General features: G+C 68.6%; 19 protein-coding genes and 1 pseudogene. 13 read left to right on the top strand and 7 right to left on the bottom strand.

Features of this window, described 5'->3' with window-relative positions; translation table 11 throughout:
- Positions 1–125: 125 nt before the first annotated feature.
- From CXQ97_RS05155 to CXQ97_RS05145, 3 genes are all read left to right on the top strand, one after another.
- A complete protein-coding gene (locus tag CXQ97_RS05155; protein ID WP_258062290.1) occupies positions 126–908 on the top strand; it encodes an alpha/beta fold hydrolase in 783 nt (260 codons plus the stop codon).
- A 112-nt stretch (positions 909–1020) separates the two neighbouring features.
- Positions 1021–1854 carry an alpha/beta fold hydrolase gene (locus CXQ97_RS05150; protein ID WP_104179744.1) on the top strand — a complete coding sequence of 278 codons (834 nt, stop codon included), beginning with the start codon at positions 1021–1023 and terminating at the stop codon, positions 1852–1854.
- Entirely contained in the window at positions 1847–2473 is a 627-nt protein-coding gene (locus tag CXQ97_RS05145; protein ID WP_104179743.1) for a TetR/AcrR family transcriptional regulator, read from the top strand. The genes CXQ97_RS05150 and CXQ97_RS05145 overlap by 8 nt, the downstream gene beginning before the upstream one ends.
- On the opposite strand, the gene CXQ97_RS19370 is transcribed toward CXQ97_RS05145, so the two are convergent.
- The gene (locus CXQ97_RS19370; RefSeq protein ID WP_258062289.1) at positions 2382–2810 is read right to left on the bottom strand and encodes a hypothetical protein; all 429 of its coding nucleotides are present in this window, start codon (positions 2808–2810) and stop codon (positions 2382–2384) included. The genes CXQ97_RS05145 and CXQ97_RS19370 overlap by 92 nt on opposite strands.
- A 39-nt stretch (positions 2811–2849) precedes the next feature.
- Between CXQ97_RS19370 and CXQ97_RS20055 the strand changes: the two are divergent.
- Positions 2850–3083, top strand: a pseudogene (locus CXQ97_RS20055) (DUF2000 family protein); the annotation flags it as partial.
- A 50-nt stretch (positions 3084–3133) separates the two neighbouring features.
- Here the strand turns inward: CXQ97_RS20055 and CXQ97_RS05130 are convergent.
- Positions 3134–3628, bottom strand: a complete 495-nt coding sequence (locus CXQ97_RS05130) for a MarR family winged helix-turn-helix transcriptional regulator (protein ID WP_104179742.1) — start codon at positions 3626–3628, stop codon at positions 3134–3136.
- Positions 3629–3718: 90 nt separating this feature from the next.
- Between CXQ97_RS05130 and CXQ97_RS05125 the strand changes: the two genes are divergently transcribed.
- The 8 genes from CXQ97_RS05125 to CXQ97_RS05090 all read left to right on the top strand — a co-directional run bounded on the left by CXQ97_RS05125 (position 3719) and on the right by CXQ97_RS05090 (position 12114).
- A complete protein-coding gene (locus CXQ97_RS05125; protein ID WP_104179741.1) occupies positions 3719–4651 on the top strand; it encodes an NADP-dependent oxidoreductase in 933 nt (310 codons plus the stop codon).
- Positions 4652–4970: 319 nt separating this feature from the next.
- On the top strand, positions 4971–5510 hold the full coding sequence (locus CXQ97_RS05120) for a sigma-70 family RNA polymerase sigma factor (RefSeq protein ID WP_258062288.1): 540 nt from the start codon (positions 4971–4973) through the stop codon (positions 5508–5510).
- The gene (locus CXQ97_RS05115; RefSeq protein WP_104179739.1) at positions 5507–6340 is read left to right on the top strand and encodes a hypothetical protein; all 834 of its coding nucleotides are present in this window, start codon (positions 5507–5509) and stop codon (positions 6338–6340) included. The genes CXQ97_RS05120 and CXQ97_RS05115 overlap by 4 nt, the downstream gene beginning before the upstream one ends.
- A 230-nt stretch (positions 6341–6570) precedes the next feature.
- Positions 6571–6966 (top strand): hypothetical protein, encoded by a 396-nt coding sequence (locus tag CXQ97_RS05110; RefSeq protein ID WP_104179738.1) that lies wholly within the window; start codon positions 6571–6573, stop codon positions 6964–6966.
- Positions 6966–8651, top strand: coding sequence for a HAMP domain-containing sensor histidine kinase (locus CXQ97_RS05105; RefSeq protein WP_104179737.1), 1686 nt, complete (start codon positions 6966–6968; stop codon positions 8649–8651). The genes CXQ97_RS05110 and CXQ97_RS05105 overlap by 1 nt, the downstream gene beginning before the upstream one ends.
- A complete protein-coding gene (locus CXQ97_RS05100; protein ID WP_104179736.1) occupies positions 8648–9307 on the top strand; it encodes a response regulator transcription factor in 660 nt (219 codons plus the stop codon). The genes CXQ97_RS05105 and CXQ97_RS05100 overlap by 4 nt, the downstream gene beginning before the upstream one ends.
- Positions 9304–10839, top strand: a complete 1536-nt coding sequence (locus CXQ97_RS05095) for an SLC13 family permease (RefSeq protein ID WP_181034990.1) — start codon at positions 9304–9306, stop codon at positions 10837–10839. The genes CXQ97_RS05100 and CXQ97_RS05095 overlap by 4 nt, the downstream gene beginning before the upstream one ends.
- Positions 10840–10896: 57 nt before the next feature.
- Complete coding sequence (locus CXQ97_RS05090; protein WP_104179735.1) at positions 10897–12114, top strand: glycerate kinase; 1218 nt, start codon at positions 10897–10899, stop codon at positions 12112–12114.
- An 85-nt stretch (positions 12115–12199) separates the two neighbouring features.
- On the opposite strand, the gene CXQ97_RS05085 is transcribed toward CXQ97_RS05090, so the two are convergent.
- From CXQ97_RS05085 to CXQ97_RS05065, 5 genes are all read right to left on the bottom strand, one after another.
- Positions 12200–12814 (bottom strand): phosphatase PAP2 family protein, encoded by a 615-nt coding sequence (locus CXQ97_RS05085; RefSeq protein ID WP_104179734.1) that lies wholly within the window; start codon positions 12812–12814, stop codon positions 12200–12202.
- An 81-nt stretch (positions 12815–12895) separates the two neighbouring features.
- On the bottom strand, positions 12896–14581 hold the full coding sequence (locus CXQ97_RS05080) for a ubiquinol-cytochrome c reductase cytochrome b subunit (protein WP_104179733.1): 1686 nt from the start codon (positions 14579–14581) through the stop codon (positions 12896–12898).
- Position 14582: 1 nt separating this feature from the next.
- A complete protein-coding gene (locus CXQ97_RS05075; protein WP_104179732.1) occupies positions 14583–15605 on the bottom strand; it encodes a ubiquinol-cytochrome c reductase iron-sulfur subunit in 1023 nt (340 codons plus the stop codon).
- Between the two features lie 75 nt (positions 15606–15680).
- The gene (locus tag CXQ97_RS05070) at positions 15681–16472 is read right to left on the bottom strand and encodes a c-type cytochrome (protein WP_104179731.1); all 792 of its coding nucleotides are present in this window, start codon (positions 16470–16472) and stop codon (positions 15681–15683) included.
- Positions 16473–16558: 86 nt separating this feature from the next.
- Positions 16559–17197 carry a heme-copper oxidase subunit III gene (locus CXQ97_RS05065; RefSeq protein WP_104179730.1) on the bottom strand — a complete coding sequence of 213 codons (639 nt, stop codon included), beginning with the start codon at positions 17195–17197 and terminating at the stop codon, positions 16559–16561.
- Positions 17198–17345: 148 nt separating this feature from the next.
- Between CXQ97_RS05065 and trpD the strand changes: the two genes are divergently transcribed.
- Entirely contained in the window at positions 17346–18407 is a 1062-nt protein-coding gene (trpD, locus tag CXQ97_RS05060; protein WP_181034978.1) for an anthranilate phosphoribosyltransferase, read from the top strand.
- The last annotated feature ends 11 nt before the right edge of the window (positions 18408–18418 follow it).

The raw sequence follows: 18418 nt of genomic DNA, 5'->3' as shown, positions 1-18418 counted from the left end.
CGATCGGAGTTGACGTGACAATCGACGTGCCGGGCCCCTTCGGGTTCCGACGGAGTGGACGCCGGCTGCCGAGGCGGGCAGCATCGGCCTTGGCGGAACGGTGGACGAGGATCGATGGAGTCGATGTGTTCTACCGGGAATCACCCACCCGGTCCGACGCGCCCGTCATGATGCACGTGCACGGCTTCGGCCTGTCGGGCCGGTACCTGCTGCCGACGGCAGAGCGTCTCATCGACGAGTTCCACACCCTGGTCCCTGACCTTCCGGGCTTCGGACGCAGCGGGAAGCCGAGCAACCCCCTCGACGTGCCCGAGCTCGCCGACGCGGCCGCCCGGTTCCTCGACGACCGTCACATCACGTCGGCTACGCTCGTCGGCAATTCGATGGGCTGTCCGATCATCTGCGAGTTCGCCTACCGCTATCCGGAGCGCCTGGACCGGGCGGTCCTCGTCTCCCCGGCCGGGGGAGTGCACAATCAGCCGTTGCGGCGTGCCCTGCGGCAGCTCGCTCGCGACGGCACGCGCGAACCGGTCGCGATGATGCGCGTGGCCGCCCCCGACTACCTCAGATTCGGTATCCCCAGCACCGTCCGGATGTTCCGCGCTCTCACCCGATACCCCTCACTCGACCGGTTGCTGGCCTTGAGAATCCCGACCCTGGTGGTCATCGGCGACCGTGACCCACTGATGCCGAGCCCTGCCCGGGTTCGCGAGGTCGCGAGCCGCACGGACAACCAGGTCCTCGTGGTGATCATCGAAGGGGCGGCGCACGCGATAAATTTCAGCAACCCCGGCGAACTGGCTCACGTCATCAGCCAGTTCATGGCGGATCAGCCGATCATCGACAATCCTGATGAGCCCGGGCATTCCCGCTCCTACGAGATCCACCGCGGAACTCTCCACTCGTGACACGAGCTACGAGCAGGACAGCAGGCGCCGGGCGGGCAGGTTCAGCCTCCCGAGGGTGAGCGAAGACCCAGTGGCTATTGACTATAGCCAAAAGGCAATAGAGACTAGCCATATGACCTCCTCTCCTTCAGCTTCCGCCCCTTCGACGCAGTACATCGCCCGTCCCGAGGGACGTGTCGCGTACGACCTCCAGGGCTCCGGCCCGCTCCTCGTCCTCGTGCCAGGGATGGGCGAGCTGCGCTCCTCCTACAGGTTCCTGACCCCGGTGCTCGTCGCCGCCGGCTACTCGGTCGCGACCACCGACCTCCGCGGTCACGGTGACAGCGACACGACCTTCACCTCGTACGGCGATGTCGAGACGGCGGGCGATATCCGGGCGCTGCTCGCGCAGCTCGGGGGGTCGGCGGTCGTCGTCGGCAACTCGTTGGCCGCCGGCTCCGCCGTGATCGTCGCAGCCGAACACCCTGACCTGGTCGACGGCCTCGTGCTGATCGGACCCTTCGTGCGCAACCCCCCGTCGAACGCCTTCACGCGGACCCTGTTCCGCGCCATGATGGCCCCGCTCTGGGTCGCCCCCGTGTGGAAGAGCTACATGCCGGCCCTGTACGCCGGCCGCAAGCCGGACGACTTCCAGGAGTACCGCAAGGCGGTCGTGGCGAGCCTCAAGCGCAAGCCGTACGGCAAGGCCTTCTCACTCACCACCCGGCAGACCGACCATGATCCCGCCGAGGCGAAGCTCCGGTCGGTCAGTGCTCCGACGCTGGTGATCATGGGGGAGAAGGACCCCGATTTCAAGGACCCCGCCGCCGAAGCCCGCTTCGTCGGCGACGCCCTCCAGGCGGAGGTCATCATGGTCGCCGATGCGGGCCACTACCCCCAGGCCCAGCAGCCCGACGTGACCGCGAACGCCGTCCTCCGCTTCCTCACGAGGGTGCAGCATGCCTAGGGCCGGTCTCTCACGCGATCGCGTGGTGGAGGAGGCCGTGCTGATGGTCGACGAGGTCGGTCTCCACCGCTTGACGCTCGCCGCCCTCGCCGGACGGCTGGGGGTCCGCCAGCCTTCGCTCTACAAGCACATCGACTCGATGGCGGGACTGCATCGCGATATCTCGGTACGCGCGAAGCGCGAACTCGGCGAGGTACTCACCCGCGCCGCCGTCGGCCGGTCCGGAGCCTCCGCGATCCACGCCATGTCGCATGCCTACCGCGACTGGGCGCGGGAGCACCCTGCTCGCTACGAATCCTCGCAGCGGATGCCCTCACCCGGGGATCTCGAGGACGAGGCCGTGTCGCTCGCGGGCATCCAGGTGATCGCCGACGTACTCGCCGCCTACGACCTGGCGGGCGACGACGCCGTCGATGCAATCCGTGCGTTCCGCTCCGCCCTGCACGGCTTCGTGTCGTTCGAGACGGCAGGATCGTTCGCCATGAGCGCGAACATCGACCGTAGCTTCGAGCGACTCGTGCACGGCTTCACGGTCGCCCTGACGCAGTGGACCGATCCGACCATCCTGGAGACCAACCCGACACCCGATCGACGACGAACGGACGGATCGCGAGCGTAGGAGTGCGTGCCGCACTCCTACGCCGTACTCCTGACTCCCGCCTCGGCGAATGCCGCCGGGTCCGGCCCGCCCGCACGGCAGCGTCGGATGCCGGGAGTCCCCCGAGAGCAGGAGCTGCCGGGCGCGGTCCACTCGGCGTCCGGTGACGTAGCGCAGGGGGCGATCCCGTACGCCTTCGAGAAGGCACGCACCATGTGGCTCGGATGGACCTCGAGGACCCGGGCGGCGTCGGCGATCGTGAACGACTCGAACAGGCGGGCATCGAGTCCTCGCTCAGGTGGAGGATCCGCTTGCGGAACGATTCACCCCCGACGGCGGACCCTCCGTCGTGAGGCACATGCGGGGGTAGCAGGGTGATCGAGGAAGGGGATGCGTGATGCGGTCGAGGTGGGCCCGTCCTGGTGCTGCGGCCGGGGCAGAGCTGCCGGCAGTAGCCAGGGAGCGGGCGTCGGGCCGTGGCGTTCCCACGGCCCTGTCCACGCGGGAGCTGTTCGCCACCGGTCATGACGGCACGAACAGGACTGCAGTCGCGGAGATACCTGCCCGCGAGCTGGACCTCGGCGGGATCAGCCTTCGCGGTCCCCGGAACGTCGACCGGATCGTCAAGGGCGCGCGGACGCATGCTCGAGGATTACCGGCTGGTTCCCGGTCGTCGCGGGCTCAGGCCTTCCGCCGGCGGGTCGCCGAGCGCGGCGGGGCTGCCCGGAGGTGTGTGCCCACGCGGCCGAGGATGCGGGCGAGGTCGTCGGCGTCGTCGTCGCTGAGCGGTGCGAAGAGGAGTTCACGGACGGCTTCGATGTGACCGGGGAACACAGCCGCCAGTACGTCGCGGCCGGCGGCAGTGATGGTGACGACGGTGCTGCGCTCGTCGTCGGCCGAGGGGGAGCGGGTGATCAGGCCACGCTGGTCGAGCAGTTGTGCCTGATAGGTCAGACCGCTGCGACTGTAGACCACTCCATCGGCGAGGTCGGTCATGCGCAAGTGGCCGTCGACGGCGTCACCCAGGCGTGCCAGGAGCTGGAACTGGACGTAACTCAGGGCCCCGACATCGCGGAGCTGCTTCTCGACCGCGGGCCGCAGGAGGCTGCTCACCTCCGTGAAAGCGAAATATGCCTGGAGCTGCGTCGGCGTGAGGGGAGCAGGGATCTCGGTCATCTTCTGATCATAGGGGTTGCTTCGAGTTCGAAGTGATGTATTCTCTCACTATCTGCTTCGAACTCGAAGCAACTTACGGAAGGATCGACCATGAAGGCTATTCAGTTCCACGAAGTCGGCGGAACCGAGGTCCTCCAGTACGGCGAGATCGAGCAGCCGACGCCGCGTGCCGGGCAGGTGCGACTGCGTGTTGCCGCCTCGGCGTACAGCGCAGCTGACAGCGGCATGCGGGGCGGCTTCCTCCCGATCCCGATCGAGCTCCCGCACGTGCCGGGCTACGACGTCTCGGGAACCGTCGACGCGATCGGAGAAGGGGTCGACGGGCTGACGGTCGGCGACCCGGTGATCGCCTTCCTGCCGATGGAGAGCAATGGTGGAGCGGCCGAATACGTCGTCGCACCCGCGGACGCCGTTGTCACGGCTCCGACGGCCATCCCGTTGGCCGATGCTGCGGCGCTGCCCTCAGTGGGCCTGACGGCGTGGCAGGCGCTCTTCGACGAAGGTGGGCTCCAGGCAGGCCAGCGCGTCCTCATCGTCGGCGCCGGCGGCGTCGTGGGCAAGTACGCCATCCAGCTCGCCAAGCGAGCCGGCGTGCACGTGATCGCCACGGCCAGCCCGCGCAGCCTTGCTGCCGTCCGCGCAGCAGGAGCCGACCAGATCATCGACCACACCGAGACGGACCTGCTCAGTGCCGTCGACAGGCAGGTCGACGTGCTGCTGAACCTCGCCCCGATCGAGCCGGAGCAATTCACCCTGTACGTCGAGGCCGTGCTCGACGGCGGGGTGGTCGTCAGCACCACTGCCTTCATGCCAACTCCCGGCGACGACGCCCGAGGGGTGCGGGCGGCCACGGTGTTCGTCCTCCGTAACCGTGACCGGCTCGCACAGCTGGTGTCCCTCGTCGACGACGGCGCACTCACCGTCGAGGTGACGCGTCGGATCCCGCTCACGGAGCTGCCCGCCCTCCACGCCGAGGCCGATGCCGGTAGCATCCCCGGGAAGGTCATCGTCCTCCCCGCCTGAACCGCCACAGGGGACGGCGAACGAGGAGGGATCGCGCCGCGGGCCTCCGCGCGTCAACGGACGCCGTCCCGACCGGGCACCGTGAGCCGGAAGGGAGTACGCCCTCCCGACGTCCTCCTGCCCCGCACGGCTCCGGGTGCGTAGCGGGAGGTGTGGGTGTCGGCTGAGAAGCCGGCGGGGTCCGCTTCGAGGTCCTTCTTCCGCAGCGGCGATGGAGGGAGTCCTGGTGGTGCCGGCTGGTGCCCACGGTGAACGCCGGGGCGGTCAGGGTCGTATCCCTTCCAACAGCTAGATTGGCGGAGATGGAAGCATGCTGGAGATGACGGATGTCAGGTCGGTGAGCGCTATGGACTCGACAGGGTCTGCCTTCGACGTGCGCGAGGCGTTTGCCGCCCATGGTCGGGATCTGTTCGGATTCGCCTTCAACAGTGTCCGCGACACGGCTCTGGCCGAGGACTGTGTGCAGGAGGTATTCGTCAGGGCATGGCGGGCACGGGACCGCTACCGGGCAGACCGGGGGTCCGAGCGGACGTGGCTCTTCGCCATCGCGCGCAATGTCATCATCGACGAGGTGAGGGCCCGGGCGCGACGACCGGTTCCCGGTCTGGACCAGCACCTCGAAGGAGGGGTGGACCGGGGAGGGGGCACAGGTGCGATCGAGGACCGGATCGTGCTCTACGCGGGCCTGGCCATGCTGAGCACCGAACACCGGGCAGTCATCGTCGCGGTGCAACTCGAAGGCCTGACCTACCAGCAGGTGCAGGACAGGACCGGCGTCCCTGCGGCCACCCTTCGCACACGCATGTATTACGGGCTCAAAGCACTACGCATCGCACTTGGAGAGGAGGCACGACCATGACCGGGACCTATGGCCAGGACGAGGACCGGAATCACGACGACGACTTCGACCGTGACGAACTCATGGGCGCCGCTCTCGCTCATGATCTCGATGCCGGCCGGCAGAAGGAGTTCGAGGATCTCTGCTCGCGCGATGGCGCCTTCCTCGACGAGTACCAGGCTCTCAGCCGCCTCGCCACCCGATTCTCCACTCCACGCCCGGCAACCCCGGCCCTGCAGTGGGACGACCCCGATATCCCTGCCGGCCTGGAGGACCGCATCGTCGACGCGATCGATCAGGACACACGGACCCGGTCGGCACCTGATGCCGACGCCTTGTCGCCCCTGAGAAGCAGCTCGTCACGCCGGCGGGCGGGGACGTCCCGCACTCCCGACTCGTCCCGGCCCTCCAAGCCCTCTGCCCGGCGCGGGCGGTTGATCCGCGGCGCTGCTCTCGCTGCGTCCCTGCTGGCCGTGGGAGCACTGGGAGGAGCAGGGATCACTCATCTCGTGGATCGACCTCCTGCAGGACCTCCGGGCACCTTGGGCGCCGTGGAGGACATCGTGCTGACCGACACTCCCCAGGGAGCACGTGTCGACGCCGAGCTTGTCGCACATACCTGGGGAACCGAGACGATCCTCGAGATCGACGGGCTCCTTCCCGGCCGGGTGTACGACGTCGTCCTCGTCCGCGAGGACGGCAAGGAGCTTCTTTCCGGCACCTTCCTCGGAGCGGAGCAGACCATCACCTGCCGGATGAATGCGGCAGTCCTGCGTGAGGATCTGGCTCGGCTCCAGGTCCGTGACGCGCAGGGGGCGATCGTCGCCGCGTCCGACGTGACACCCGTCTGAACGATCCCTGCTCTCCGGGAAGATGAAGAAGTCCTCATCCTGGTTTCACGGGGGGCTCATCCGGGTGCGTCAGAGTAGTCGTAGCGAACACACCGACGTCGGAGAACCCAGCGGCAGGCATCGCACGGCACCTGGCCCCTCGCCTCGATCGGTCGCCGGCGCGGCCTGGTGATGGCGATGTCATGGGTGTCGCTGCCCCGTCCGTACCCGAGAGCTTCTAGGAGATTGCAGTGTCCCTGGCCCCCCGTATCCTCGCCGCCGCAGGACTGCTCGCTGTCCCGGCGCTCCTTGCGGTGGGGAGCCAGGCCCTGAGTCGTCCTGCGGAAGTCCCGCCCGTGGATCCGCAGCCGGTCGTGGTGAACCTCGCACCGGCCGAGGCCGTGGAGGGACGGCAGACGGGGGACGAAGGCGATCCCACGACACCGCGGCCTGAGGCTCCGACCGCGGTGCCCGGAACGCCGTCCCCGGTTCCCGCCACGGCTCCGAGCGCGCCCCAGCCTGCACCGCCAGTCCCCGCCGACCAGTCGGCTCCCGGTCTGGTGGAGCGGGAGGTGCTCGGCGACCACGGGGAGGATGACGACGTGGACGTCGACGACGAGGTGCCGGGCCGGGACGGTGAGGATTGATGGCACGTGACTCGGGTACCGGGGGCCCCGCCCCGTCCACTGCCCCGGGTGCTGGAGCGCCTGGCTCCGGTCCGCGGGCGAAACCCGTGGGCGGCTCCTCGGTGTCCGCGCGATGGCGCATCGTGGGCTGGATCGTCCTGACCACGGCCCTGGCCCTCGTCGCCCTGCTGGTCACCGTCCGGTCCCTCCTGATCGCGGGCGTCGACCAGGACGCGAACGAGGACGTGGTCCAGGAGGTGCAGGAATTCAGCACGTTCGCCGGCGAGGCCGTCGATCCGCTCACCGCTCAGCCCTACACCTCGGTCAGCGAGTTGCTCGAGCGTTATCTCTCGCGCCAGAATTCCGTGGCCGGTGAAGTCATCCTCGGGGTGACAGGGGAGGAGGTGCTCTACCTCGGGTCCTACGGCCGGGGCAGCAACGACGAATACCGCCTCTCCACGGACACGGCCCTGCTGCAGGAGCTGCGGGAGGATCCTGCCGCGTCCGGTGTCCGAGAGACGGCGGCGGGCTCGATGCGCTGGGGCAAGGTCGATGTCGAGGCCGGCGCCGAGAGCGGGACGCTCATCATCGCGGAATTCACCCGCGGCGGATACGAGCAGGTCCAGGAGACCGTGACCGTGATCTTCTTCGTGGCGCTCGGCGGCCTGCTCTTCACCGCCGGTATCGCCTGGCTCGTGGCCGGGCAAATCCTGCGGCCCATCCGGGACGTGCGGCGTGTCGCCACCGGGATCACCGAGTCGGATCTCACGGCACGCGTACCGGTCCAGGGGCGCGACGACGTCGCAGCTCTCGCCACGACGTTCAACGACATGCTGGACCGCCTCGAGCAGGCGTACGTGACGCAGCGGCGGTTCATCGACGACGCCAGCCACGAACTGCGCACCCCGATCACGGTCATCCGCGGACACCTCGAACTCATCGACGACGACCCGTCGAGCCGGGCCGCCACGCTGTCCCTCGTCGACGGCGAACTGTCCCGGATGGCGCGCATCGTGTCCGATCTCCTCCTGCTCGTCAAAGCCGAACGCCCGGACTTCGTCCAGCCGGCCCCCGTGGATGTGGCTGAACTGATGCTCGGCCTGGAAGCCAAGATGCAGGCTCTGGGTGACCGGCGCTGGCTCCTCATGGAGGTCGCCGAGGGCGTGGTCACCCTCGACAGCCAGCGCGTGACACAGGCCGTCCTCCAGCTCGGCGCCAACGCCGTCCAGTACACGCCCGCTGGATCCGACATCCGGGTCGGATCCGTCTACGAAGGCACCGGCGCGGAGAGGCAGCTGCGCATCTGGGTCCAGGACTCCGGTCCCGGCGTGACCGAGGACGAAGCGTCGGTGATCTTCGAACGGTTCCAGCACGGGTCAGCGAACTCCCTGCCCGCCGACAGGTTGCACCCGACAGGTCAGCGCGGCGGGGCCGGCCTCGGCCTGTCGATCGTACGGGCGATCGCCGACGGCCACGACGGTGCGGCATGGGTCCGCAGCGAACCGGGGCACGGTTCCATCTTCGGACTGCTCCTACCGGCGCCCGACGCTCCTGCCCGCCCCACGCCGAGCCGACCGCCACGCCCGCACAGGCCCGCCGCGGCGTCGACCGGTCCGACGCCGGAATCCCACGCTCCCGGTGACGTGCGCCCCATCACCGCTGTTCTACCCGCAGTCGGACAGCCCACGCTGAAGGAGACACCATGACCCGGATCCTCATCGCCGAGGACGACCTCCATGTCGCCTCGTTCATCCAGAAGGGCCTCCGGGCGGCCGGTTACGCGACCGAACATGCCGCCGACGGAGAGACCGCGCTCTTCCTCGCGCGGGCGGCGGGATTCGACCTGATCATCCTCGACATCGGTCTTCCTCTGCTGGACGGCTTCGAGGTCCTCGCGCAGATCCGGGGCGAAGGGGTCTCCACGCCCGTGATCGTCCTGACCGCGAGGGACAGCGTCCCCGACACCGTGGCCGGACTCGAGGGCGGCGCGAACGACTACATGACGAAGCCGTTCCATGTCGCCGAGCTCCTGGCACGCATCCGCCTACGCCTCACCGACCACGTACCTGCCGCGACCGGCACCGTCATCGAGCACGAGGGTCTGTCCCTCGACCTCCATTCGAGGAGGGCGCGTGCGGGTGAGGAGGCCGTCGAACTGACGGCCCGCGAGTTCGCGATCCTTGAGGTCTTCCTGCGCCATCCCGACCGCGTCATCTCCCGTGAGCAGCTGCTGAGTCAGGTATGGGGCTACGACTTCGATCCGGGCTCCAACGTCGTCGACGTCTACGTCCGCGCCCTCCGCAAGAAGATCGGTACGGAGCGCATCGAGACGATCAGGGGAGTGGGGTACCGGCTGCCGTGACCCTGATCGAACACTCCACCACACCGCCTCCGCGCATCGCCGGTTCACCCGGGACGCCACCCGCCCCGACCCCCGAGTCGCGGTCGGCCGCTCGTCGCTCCGTCGTCGTCCGTTCGGCAGCCGCCGTTCTCGGCCTGGCCGCGACCACAGCCGTCGTCGTCGCTGCCCGGCAACCCGGCACGGACCTCTCGTCCCAGGGGGCCGTCACCCTGATGGTCTTCGTCCTCGCCGTCTGGCTCTGGATCTTCACGTCCATCGACGACACCTACGTCGCACTGGGGGCTGCCACGGTCCTGGTCCTGACGGGCACGATGGACACCGGCGCCCTCTTCTCGACCCTCGGGGAGGAGACCATCTGGCTCCTCCTGGCCGCCTTCGTGATCGCCGCCGGAGTACGCGCCTCGGGCCTGGCCAACCGGGGGGCCGCCTTCGTCATCACGGGCGCGACGACGCCGCGGCAGCTCGTCCACCTGACCACCCTCGCCCTCGTGGTCACGACCTTCGCCGTCCCGTCCACCTCGGGTCGCGCAGCCCTGGCACTCCCGGTCTTCCTGGCGCTGCGGCAAGTCCTCGCGGGACGACCCGCACTCGTCAAGGCGCTCGCGATCCTGTTCCCCTCGGTGATCCTGCTCTCGGCCGTCGGGTCCTTCCTCGGAGCCGGCGCCCACCTCATCACCAGCCAGATCCTGGAGACGGCGACCGGCAGCAGCTTCGACTTCGCCACCTGGCTGCTCCTCGGCCTGCCGCTCGCCCTCGTCGCGTCCCATCTGTGTGCGGAGATCGTGCTCGCGATGTTCACCACCCGTCCGGAACGCGATCGACGGCTGCGGATCAACGCGGCGGACCTCGAACAGCACTCGGACACTCCCGTCACCGGGCCCCTGACCGTCGCCGAATCACGGGCGGCCCTCCTCCTGGGCGCCGTCGTCGTCCTCTGGTGCACCGAGCCGCTGCACGGGCTGCATCCCGCACTCGTCGCACTCATCGGGGCCCTGGTCGCCGCATCCCCGAGCTACGGCTCGGTGGACCTCGCGAAAGGGCTGAAGACGGTTCCGTGGTCCCTGCTGCTCTTCATGGCCGCGACCCTGGCCCTGGGCAACGCCCTCGTCTCCACCGGTGCGGCCCGGTGGCTGGCCGGCGGTGCGCTCGAGCCCATCCGCTCGCTGGGCGCCGCCGCAGCACCGCTCTTCGTCGTCCTCGTCGTGCTGCTCTCCACTGTCGCCCACCTCGTCATCCAGAGCAGATCTGCGCGCTCGGCCGTCCTCATACCGATCGTGATCGCCCTCTCGCCGGCCGTCGGGGTGGAACCGATGGCCGCCGCGTTCGCCTCGACGGCCGCTGCAGGCTTCTGCCATACCCTGACGAGCTCGGCGAAGCCCGTCGCGATGTTCGCCGCGGTCGAAGGCGTCGAGACGTACTCGGCCAAGGACCTGCTGCACCTGTCGACGCTCCTCGCGCCCGTCAACGCCGCCCTCGTGCTGGTCTTCAGCTTTCTCGTCTGGCCGCTGCTCGGCATGCCGCTCTTCCCCTGACCGACCACCGCCATCCTGCACCACACGTCCGAGTCCCCCACCTCCAGGAGAACCACCATGGCAGTTCCCCAGCGCATCCTCATCGCCCCCAGCGGGTTCAAGGAATCCCTCGATGCGGAGACGGTAGCCCGCTCCATCGCCGCCGGCGTGCGGCGCGTCCTGCCCGGCGTCCAGATCACCGCCGTCCCCATCGCGGACGGGGGAGAGGGCACCGCGGCGACGCTGGCTGCGGCCACCGGCGGCGTCCTGGTGCCGGTCGACGTCACCGGGCCGGTCGGGAAACCGGTGGAATCCCACTTCGCGCGCCTGGGCGGGAGCGCCACCGGAACCGCCGTCGTCGAGATGGCTGCGGCCGCCGGGCTGCGCCTCGTGCCGCGCGGGCAACGGGATCCGGGTGCCACCACCACGTACGGCGTCGGCGAACTGATCAGGGCGGCCCTCGACGAAGGGCTCCGCACCATCGTGATCGGCTGCGGTGACAGCGGGACGAGTGACGGCGGCGCCGGCGCCCTGCAGGCGCTCGGAGCCCGCGTGCTCGACGGGAAAGGCCGCGAACTGCCCTTCGGCGGGTCGGCCCTCATCAAGGCGGAGCACCTCGACCTGACGAACCTGCACCCCGCTCTGCGCGAGGCAACCCTCATCCTCGCCTGCAACCAGCACAACGTGCTCTGCGGCAGGACGGGGGTGGCGCGGGTGTTCGGACCCCAGAAAGGGGCCTCACCGGAACAGGTCGAGAAACTCGCGAAGGCCATGCGCCAGTGGGCGCGGGTGCTCGAACGGGACGGGCTGCCGACCGGTGTCGACTATCGCACGGGCCCCGGGACGGGGGCCTCGGGCGGTCTGGGTGCCGGCCTGGCGGCACTCGGCGCCCGCCTCGTGCCACGCTTCGAGGCCCTGATCGACAGCGGACTCGCAGGGCTCGACCTCGACGCCCTGATGCGACGGGCTGACCTCGTCATCACCGCGGAGGGCGCCATCGACTTCCAGACTCCCAACGGGAAGGTACCCGCCGTCGTCGCCGGCCGAGCGCAGCTCGCCGGCGTACCCGTGCTGGCCCTGGCCGGCTCGCTCGGCAGAGGCGCACCGGACGTGCACGACATCGGCATCGACGCGATCGCCTCGATCATGACCATCCCCATGAACCTCGAAGACGCGGTCGCGAACGGTGAACAGCTCCTCATCGAGGCGACCGAGCGCACCATGCGGCTCCTGCTTCTCGGCGCGGCGGTGTCGGCCTCCATCGACTCGCGCCACCAGGAACTGCGCCCGGCCTGACACCGCAGCGCAGGTCCCACGCGGTGCCAGGCCCGCAGTCCCGCATCCGGGGTCCGCTCCTCAGCGTGTGGAGGCCCGGTCCGTCCTATCCGCCCGCGACGAGCCGGGCAAAGGCGCCCCCGATGACGGCGCCGACGGCGTAGCCCGCCACGACCTGCGCCGGCGTGTGCGCCCGGAGGCGGACACGCGACCACCCGACGACGGCGGGTACGAGGAGGAGGGGCGACGCCCAGGGACCGAACAGGCCGACGGTTCCGACGGCGACGAAGACCGCGACCGCGGAGTGCGCCGACAGCTTCCACCAGAGGTTGACCACCAGCACGAGGACCACACCGGCGACGGTGCACAGCACGGCACCGAGGAGCACCGGCGGAGCGTCGAGGAGGATCAGCAGCGCGAGCCCTGCGCCGATCGATCCGAGCGTCGCCGCGAGGACGGGACCCCGCTGCCGGCGGTCGCTGATGTGATGGTCGACGAGGCGTCCCCGGCGCACGAGGGCGATGACCCCGAGGAGCGGGAGCGCCGTGGTGAAGCAGACGGCCACCGCCGCGAGAAGAAGACTCCCCGGCCACGGCGCGGCATAGAAGGCGGCGACGACCAGGAACAGGGACACGAGGACGGCGGGAGCGAAGACCTCGCTCACGGCGGCCGCGAGCCGGTCCGTACCCTGCAGGCGGCGCATGCTCGAAGGAGCGGTCATGAACGGTCGCCTCTCGTGTGATGGGGAATGACGAAGGGCCCGGACGTGATCGTCCGGGCCCTTCAGTGAGCTGCTCAGCTCCTAGTGACTCGCGATGGACTCGCGGTCCTTCGCGCCTGCGATCTCACCGTGGTGGTCGCCGTGCGACGCCGCGAGTTCCTTCGGCGTGACGGGTGCCACGCGGTCCTCGAAGAAGAAGCGCGAGATGCGACCGTGCACCTTGTCGAGGCGACCGACCTTGCCGTCGGCGTCGGGCGCCGGGACCATGACCTCGGGCGACTCGAACGCGACCAGCTTGTAGCGCTTGTAGTCGTCGACGGGCTCATGCACCTCGATGAACTCACCGTGCGGCAGGCGCACGATACGACCGGTCTCGCGGCCGTGCAGTGCGATCTCGCGGTCCTTACGCTGCAGGGCCAGGGCGATGCGCCGCGCGACCATGAAGGCGAGGACGGGGCCGAAGATGACCAGGAACCTCAGCCAGTAGGTCACGTCGTTCAGCGACACCAGGAAGTGCGTGGCAATGAGGTCGGAGCTCGCCGCGGCCCAGAGGACGCAGTAGAACGTGACGCCTGCGACGCCGATCGCGGTGCGGGTAGGAGCGTTGCGCGGGCGGTCCAGCAGGTGGTGTTCCCGCTTGTCCTTCGTGACCCATGCCTCGATCCACGGCCAGGCGAACATCAGGGTGAAGACGATCATCGCGGGGACGAGTGCGGGGATCAGGACGTTCAGCGAGAGCGCATTGACGCCCCAGGGGAACGGGATCATGAACTCGAAGTCGAAGTTGTCGCCGAGCGTGCCGGGCATCAGGCGCAGGGCGCCGTCGACCCATCCGATGTACCAGTCAGGCTGCGTACCGGCGGACACGGGTGAGGGGTCGTACGGTCCGTAGTTCCAGATCGGGTTGATCGTGAAGGCTGCGGCGATCGCAGCGAGCACGCCGAACACGATGAAGAAGAATCCGCCGGCCTTCGCCGCGTACACCGGGCCGACGGGGTAACCCACGACGTTCGTGTTCGTCCGGCCGGGGCCGGGGAACTGGGAGTGCTTGTGCAGCACGACCATGAACAGGTGGATGCCGATCAGGAGCAGGATCACAGCGGGGATCAGGAGGATGTGCAGGACGTACAGACGGCCGATGATCATCGTGCCCGGGAACTCGCCGCCGAAGAGGAAGAAGCTCAGGTAGGTGCCGACCACGGGGATGGCCTTCATGACGCCGTCGATGATGCGCAGACCGTTGCCGGAGAGCAGGTCGTCGGGGAGCGAGTAGCCCGTGAAGCCGGCGGCGAGGCTCAGAATGAGCAAGGTGCAGCCGACGACCCAGTTGAACTCACGCGGGCGGCGGAACGCGCCGGTGAAGAACACGCGGAGCATGTGGACCGCGACGGACGCCACGAACAGGAGCGCCGCCCAGTGGTGGATCTGTCGCATGAACAGGCCACCGCGGACGTCGAAGGAGATGTCCAGGGACGACGCGTAGGCGACGGACATCTCGACGCCGCGGAGCGGCAGGAAGCTGCCCTCGTAGTGCGTCTCCGCCATGGAGGGGTCGTAGAAGAAGGTGAGGAAGGTACCCGAGATCAGCAGGATGACGAAGGTGTACAGCGCCACCTCACCGAACATGAAGGTCCAGTGGTCGGGGAAGATCTTCCGGCCGAACTCCTTGACGATCCCCGACCCGCCGACGCGGGAGTCGACGTAATCGGTGACCTTGCCCACGCGCGTCTTCGGCACGTAGGTTTGCGTCGTAGTTGAGCTGCTCATGTCAGCCTCGCTCCCAGAAACTAGGTCCTACGGGTTCTTGGAAATCGCTTGACGCGACGAGGTAGCCCTCGTCGTCGACTTCGATGGGTAGCTGTGGCAGCGGCCGCGCAGCCGGTCCGAAGATGACCTTGCACTCTTGTTCGAGGTCGAAGGTGGACTGGTGGCAGGGGCACAGCAGGTGGTGTGTCTGCTGTTCGTAGAGTGCTACCGGGCAGCCGACGTGCGTGCAGATCTTGGAATACGCAACAATTCCGTCGTAGCCCCAGTTCTCCCGTCCGGGAGAGGGATTGAGCTCCTCGGGGTCCAGGCGCATGAGCAGGACGACTGCCTTGGCCTTTTCCTCGAGCTTGTGCTCGACCTCGTTGAGGCCTTCGGGGATGACGTGGAACGCGGACCCGACCGTGACGTCGGAGGCTCGGATGGGGGTGCCACTGGGATCGCGGGTCAGGCGGACCCCGGTGTCCCACATGGTCTGCTTCAGCGCGTTGCCGGGCAGGGGACCGAGGTCGCGGAAGATCGCGATGGCGGGCAGGGGCGCGAGGATCGCCGCACCGAGGAGGGTGTTGCGGATCAGCGGGCGCCGCTTGATGCCGGACTCCTCGAGGATGTCGTTGACGATCTTCTCGGCGTCCTGGCGGTCGCTCTCCGGACGGATCGCGTGGCGGTTCTCCGTCACCTCGTGATCGGGCATGAGCGTCTTCGCCCAGTGCACGATCCCGACCCCGATGCCGAGCATCGCGAAGGCGGTACCGAGGCCGAGCATGAGGTTCTGCAGGCGCAGCCGCTCGATCGTCTGGTCCAGCGGGATGAAGAAGTACCCGACGAAGAAGAGCAGGGTGCCGAGGACGGAGATGATGAACAGCAGGGCGACCTGCCGCTCGGCGCGCTTCTCGGCCCGGCGGTCCCGGTCCGCGAGCCGCGGGCGGTGCGGGGGGAGGCCCGGATTCGCGAACGAGTCCAGCTCGCTGCCCGGCGTGGCGACGGTAACCGAGGTCCCGGGAGCGCCGTGACTAGAGTCGGCCATGATCCCTCTCATCCTTCTTCAGGTACTGCATTCGAAAGTCTGTCTGTGATTCGTTCACGATGAGCGCGCGGATGGTCAGGAGGACCTTGACGTGAGCCACACGGTGAAGGCGATGATGACGCCCAGGCCGGCGACCCAGATGAAGAGCCCCTCGGAGACCGGGCCGAGCGAGCCGAGGTCGGCTCCGCCAGGGGAGCCCTGCTCCTCGATCGTCTTGAGGAACGCGATGATGTCCTGCTTGTCCTCGGGGGCGATGTTCGCATCGTTGAAGACGGGCATGTTCTGCGGGCCGGTGACCATGGCCTCGTAGATGTGCTTCTCGCTGCTGCCCTCGAGCGAGGGAGCGAACTTGCCCTGGGTCAGGGCACCTCCGGCTGCTGCGGCGTTGTGGCACATCGCGCAGTTCACGCGGAACAGCTCGCCACCGGCGGAGGGATCGCCTTCGGAAGCGTCGAGGATCTCTTCGGAGGGGATCGCCGGGCCGGCGCCGAGAGACGCGACATAGGCGGCCATCTGCCGGGTCTGCTCCTCGGTGAACTGGACGGGCTTGGCCTGGGCCTGGGGGCCGTCCATCTGCATCGGCATGCGGCCCGAGCCCACCTGGAAGTCGACCGAGGCGGCGCCGACTCCGACGAGCGACGGTGCCGCCTGCGAGCCCGTGGCGCCCATGCCGTGGCAGGAGGCGCAGTTCGCCGAGAAGAGCTTGCTGCCCTCTTCGACGTCGTCCGCCGTGAACGTGGTGGTCTGTGCCTGCGCCTCGTTGGCGGTGCTGGCGGCGGCGTACAGCCCGCCGGTGACGAGGAGTGCCATCAGGAGCAGCGCGAACGCTGCAAGTGGGTGACGCCGCCTCTGGGAGAGTGCCTTCACGGAGTGGTTCCTGCCTTTTGTGGTACCAGAGCTGCTGGAGTTCTTCATTGAATTCTACCTCTAGTAGAAGAGTTTACGTGCGGCAGTTACTGGAGGAAGTAGATGATGATGAACAGGCCGATCCAGACGACGTCGACGAAGTGCCAGTAGTAGGACGTCACGATCGCCGAGGTGGCTTCGAAGTGGCCGAACTGGCGGGCGATGAACGCGCGGCCGATGATGAAGAGGAAGGCGACGAGACCACCGACGACGTGGAGGCCGTGGAAGCCTGTGGTGATGTAGAAGGCCGAGCCGAAGGCGTTGGAGGAGAGCGCGACGCCCTCGGACACCAGCTCGGCGTACTCGTAGGCCTGCACGGAGACGAAGATCGCTCCCATGACGAAGGTCAGCAGGAACCACTCGACCATGCCCCACCGGGCCATCGCGAACACCCCGCCCGTCCTGCGTGGCTGCAGGCGCTCGGCGGCGAACACGCCGAACTGGCAGCTGAAGGAGCTCGACACCAGGATGACGGTGTTGACGAGGGCGAACGGGACGTTCAGCTTCTCGGTCTCCATGGCCCACATCTCGCTCGAGGTGGATCGCAGGGTGAAGTACATGGCAAAGAGGGCGGCGAAGAACATCAGCTCGCTGGACAGCCACACGACGGTCCCTACGGAGACCATGTTGGGGCGGTTGAGCGCGGGATGCGGGACGGCGCTGGGGGCTTGGGTCGCAGATGTCACAGAGTCATTATGTCCCCAAGATCATCACGATCACCAACGCGAAACAGCCCCCTGAGAGGCGCCGGACGGCGGCGGGGAGCCCCCATGCCCGTGTTTCCGCGGAAGTTCCCCATGATGACTTTCTACAATTCGTAGATAATCTGTGACGGTGAGCCCGACAACGATCCCTGACAAGGCACAACCGACCTGGCCGTCGATCTTCTCGTCCCTCCTGTCAAGGACGGATCTGACCACGGCGCAGAGCCGCTGGGCGATGGACACGATCATGGCGGGTGAGGCGAGCCATGCCCAGATCGCAGGCTTCCTGATCGCCCTGCGCGCCAAGGGGGAATCGGTCGAGGAACTGGTCGGGCTGGTGCAGGCGATGCTGGGCAGGGCGCACCGCATCGCGGTCGAGGGACCCACCCTGGACATCGTCGGCACGGGCGGTGACGGGCTGAACACCCTGAACATCTCGACCATGGCGTCGCTCGTGGCGGTCGGCGCGGGCGCGAAGGTCGTCAAGCACGGGAACCGCGGTGCGTCGTCGGCGTCCGGGGCGGCGGACGTCATCGAGGAGCTGGGCGTCCGGCTCGACCTCGCGCCGGCCGATGTCGCGAGGACCGCCGAGCTCGCGGGGATCACGTTCTGCTTCGCACAGGTCTTCCACCCCTCGATGAAGCACGTGGCCGTGCCGAGGCGCGAGCTCGGCGTGCCGACCGCGTTCAACTTCCTCGGGCCGCTGAGCAACCCGGCGGGCGTCACGGCACAGGCGCTCGGCTGCGCCGATGCGAGGATGGCGCCGCTCATGGCCGGTGTCCTCGCCGCGCGCGGCATCCGCGCCCTCGTCTTCCGGGGCGACGACGGCCGCGACAAGCTCACGACCAGCGGGGCCTCCACCGTGTGGGAGGTCCGCGACGGCCAGGTGGTGGCGCATCAGGTGCACCCGGGCGACTTCGGACTCGACGCCGTTCCGGTCGATGCGCTCCGCGGCACCGACGCGTCCGGGAACGCCGCCGTGGTGCGCGGCGTGCTGGCCGGGGACGCCGGGCCGGTGCGCGACGCCGTCGTCCTGAACGCCGCGGCGGGCCTCGTGGCGCTCGACGCCGCCGCCGACGGGGCCCTCGTGGACCGGATCCGGGCCGCCATGGACCGGGCCCGCGCGTCGATCGACTCCGGGGCTGCAGCGGGCGTGCTCGAGCGGTGGGTCGGGGTCAGCCGGTCCTACTGACCGTCACCGTC

The organism is Arthrobacter sp. B0490 (genome assembly GCF_002929355.1).
Taxonomy (GTDB): Bacteria; Actinomycetota; Actinomycetes; order Actinomycetales; family Micrococcaceae; genus Arthrobacter_D.
Note: the sequence above shows the minus strand (reverse complement) of the source record. Positions and strands in the feature narration are given on the sequence as shown.

What these genes read in the sequence shown, in the direction of transcription:
- CXQ97_RS05100 (WP_104179736.1), top strand. Translation starts at nt 8,648, where the DNA reads ATGACCCGGATCCTCATCGCCGAGGACGACCTCCATGTCGCCTCGTTC.
- CXQ97_RS05090 (WP_104179735.1), top strand. Translation starts at nt 10,897, where the DNA reads ATGGCAGTTCCCCAGCGCATCCTCATCGCCCCCAGCGGGTTCAAGGAA.
- CXQ97_RS05125 (WP_104179741.1), top strand. Translation starts at nt 3,719, where the DNA reads ATGAAGGCTATTCAGTTCCACGAAGTCGGCGGAACCGAGGTCCTCCAG.
- CXQ97_RS05085 (WP_104179734.1), bottom strand. Translation starts at nt 12,814, where the DNA reads ATGACCGCTCCTTCGAGCATGCGCCGCCTGCAGGGTACGGACCGGCTC.
- CXQ97_RS05115 (WP_104179739.1), top strand. Translation starts at nt 5,507, where the DNA reads ATGACCGGGACCTATGGCCAGGACGAGGACCGGAATCACGACGACGAC.
- CXQ97_RS05080 (WP_104179733.1), bottom strand. Translation starts at nt 14,581, where the DNA reads ATGAGCAGCTCAACTACGACGCAAACCTACGTGCCGAAGACGCGCGTG.
- CXQ97_RS05150 (WP_104179744.1), top strand. Translation starts at nt 1,021, where the DNA reads ATGACCTCCTCTCCTTCAGCTTCCGCCCCTTCGACGCAGTACATCGCC.
- CXQ97_RS05120 (WP_258062288.1), top strand. Translation starts at nt 4,971, where the DNA reads ATGACGGATGTCAGGTCGGTGAGCGCTATGGACTCGACAGGGTCTGCC.
- CXQ97_RS05145 (WP_104179743.1), top strand. Translation starts at nt 1,847, where the DNA reads ATGCCTAGGGCCGGTCTCTCACGCGATCGCGTGGTGGAGGAGGCCGTG.
- CXQ97_RS05105 (WP_104179737.1), top strand. Translation starts at nt 6,966, where the DNA reads ATGGCACGTGACTCGGGTACCGGGGGCCCCGCCCCGTCCACTGCCCCG.
- CXQ97_RS05130 (WP_104179742.1), bottom strand. Translation starts at nt 3,628, where the DNA reads ATGACCGAGATCCCTGCTCCCCTCACGCCGACGCAGCTCCAGGCATAT.
- CXQ97_RS05075 (WP_104179732.1), bottom strand. Translation starts at nt 15,605, where the DNA reads ATGGCCGACTCTAGTCACGGCGCTCCCGGGACCTCGGTTACCGTCGCC.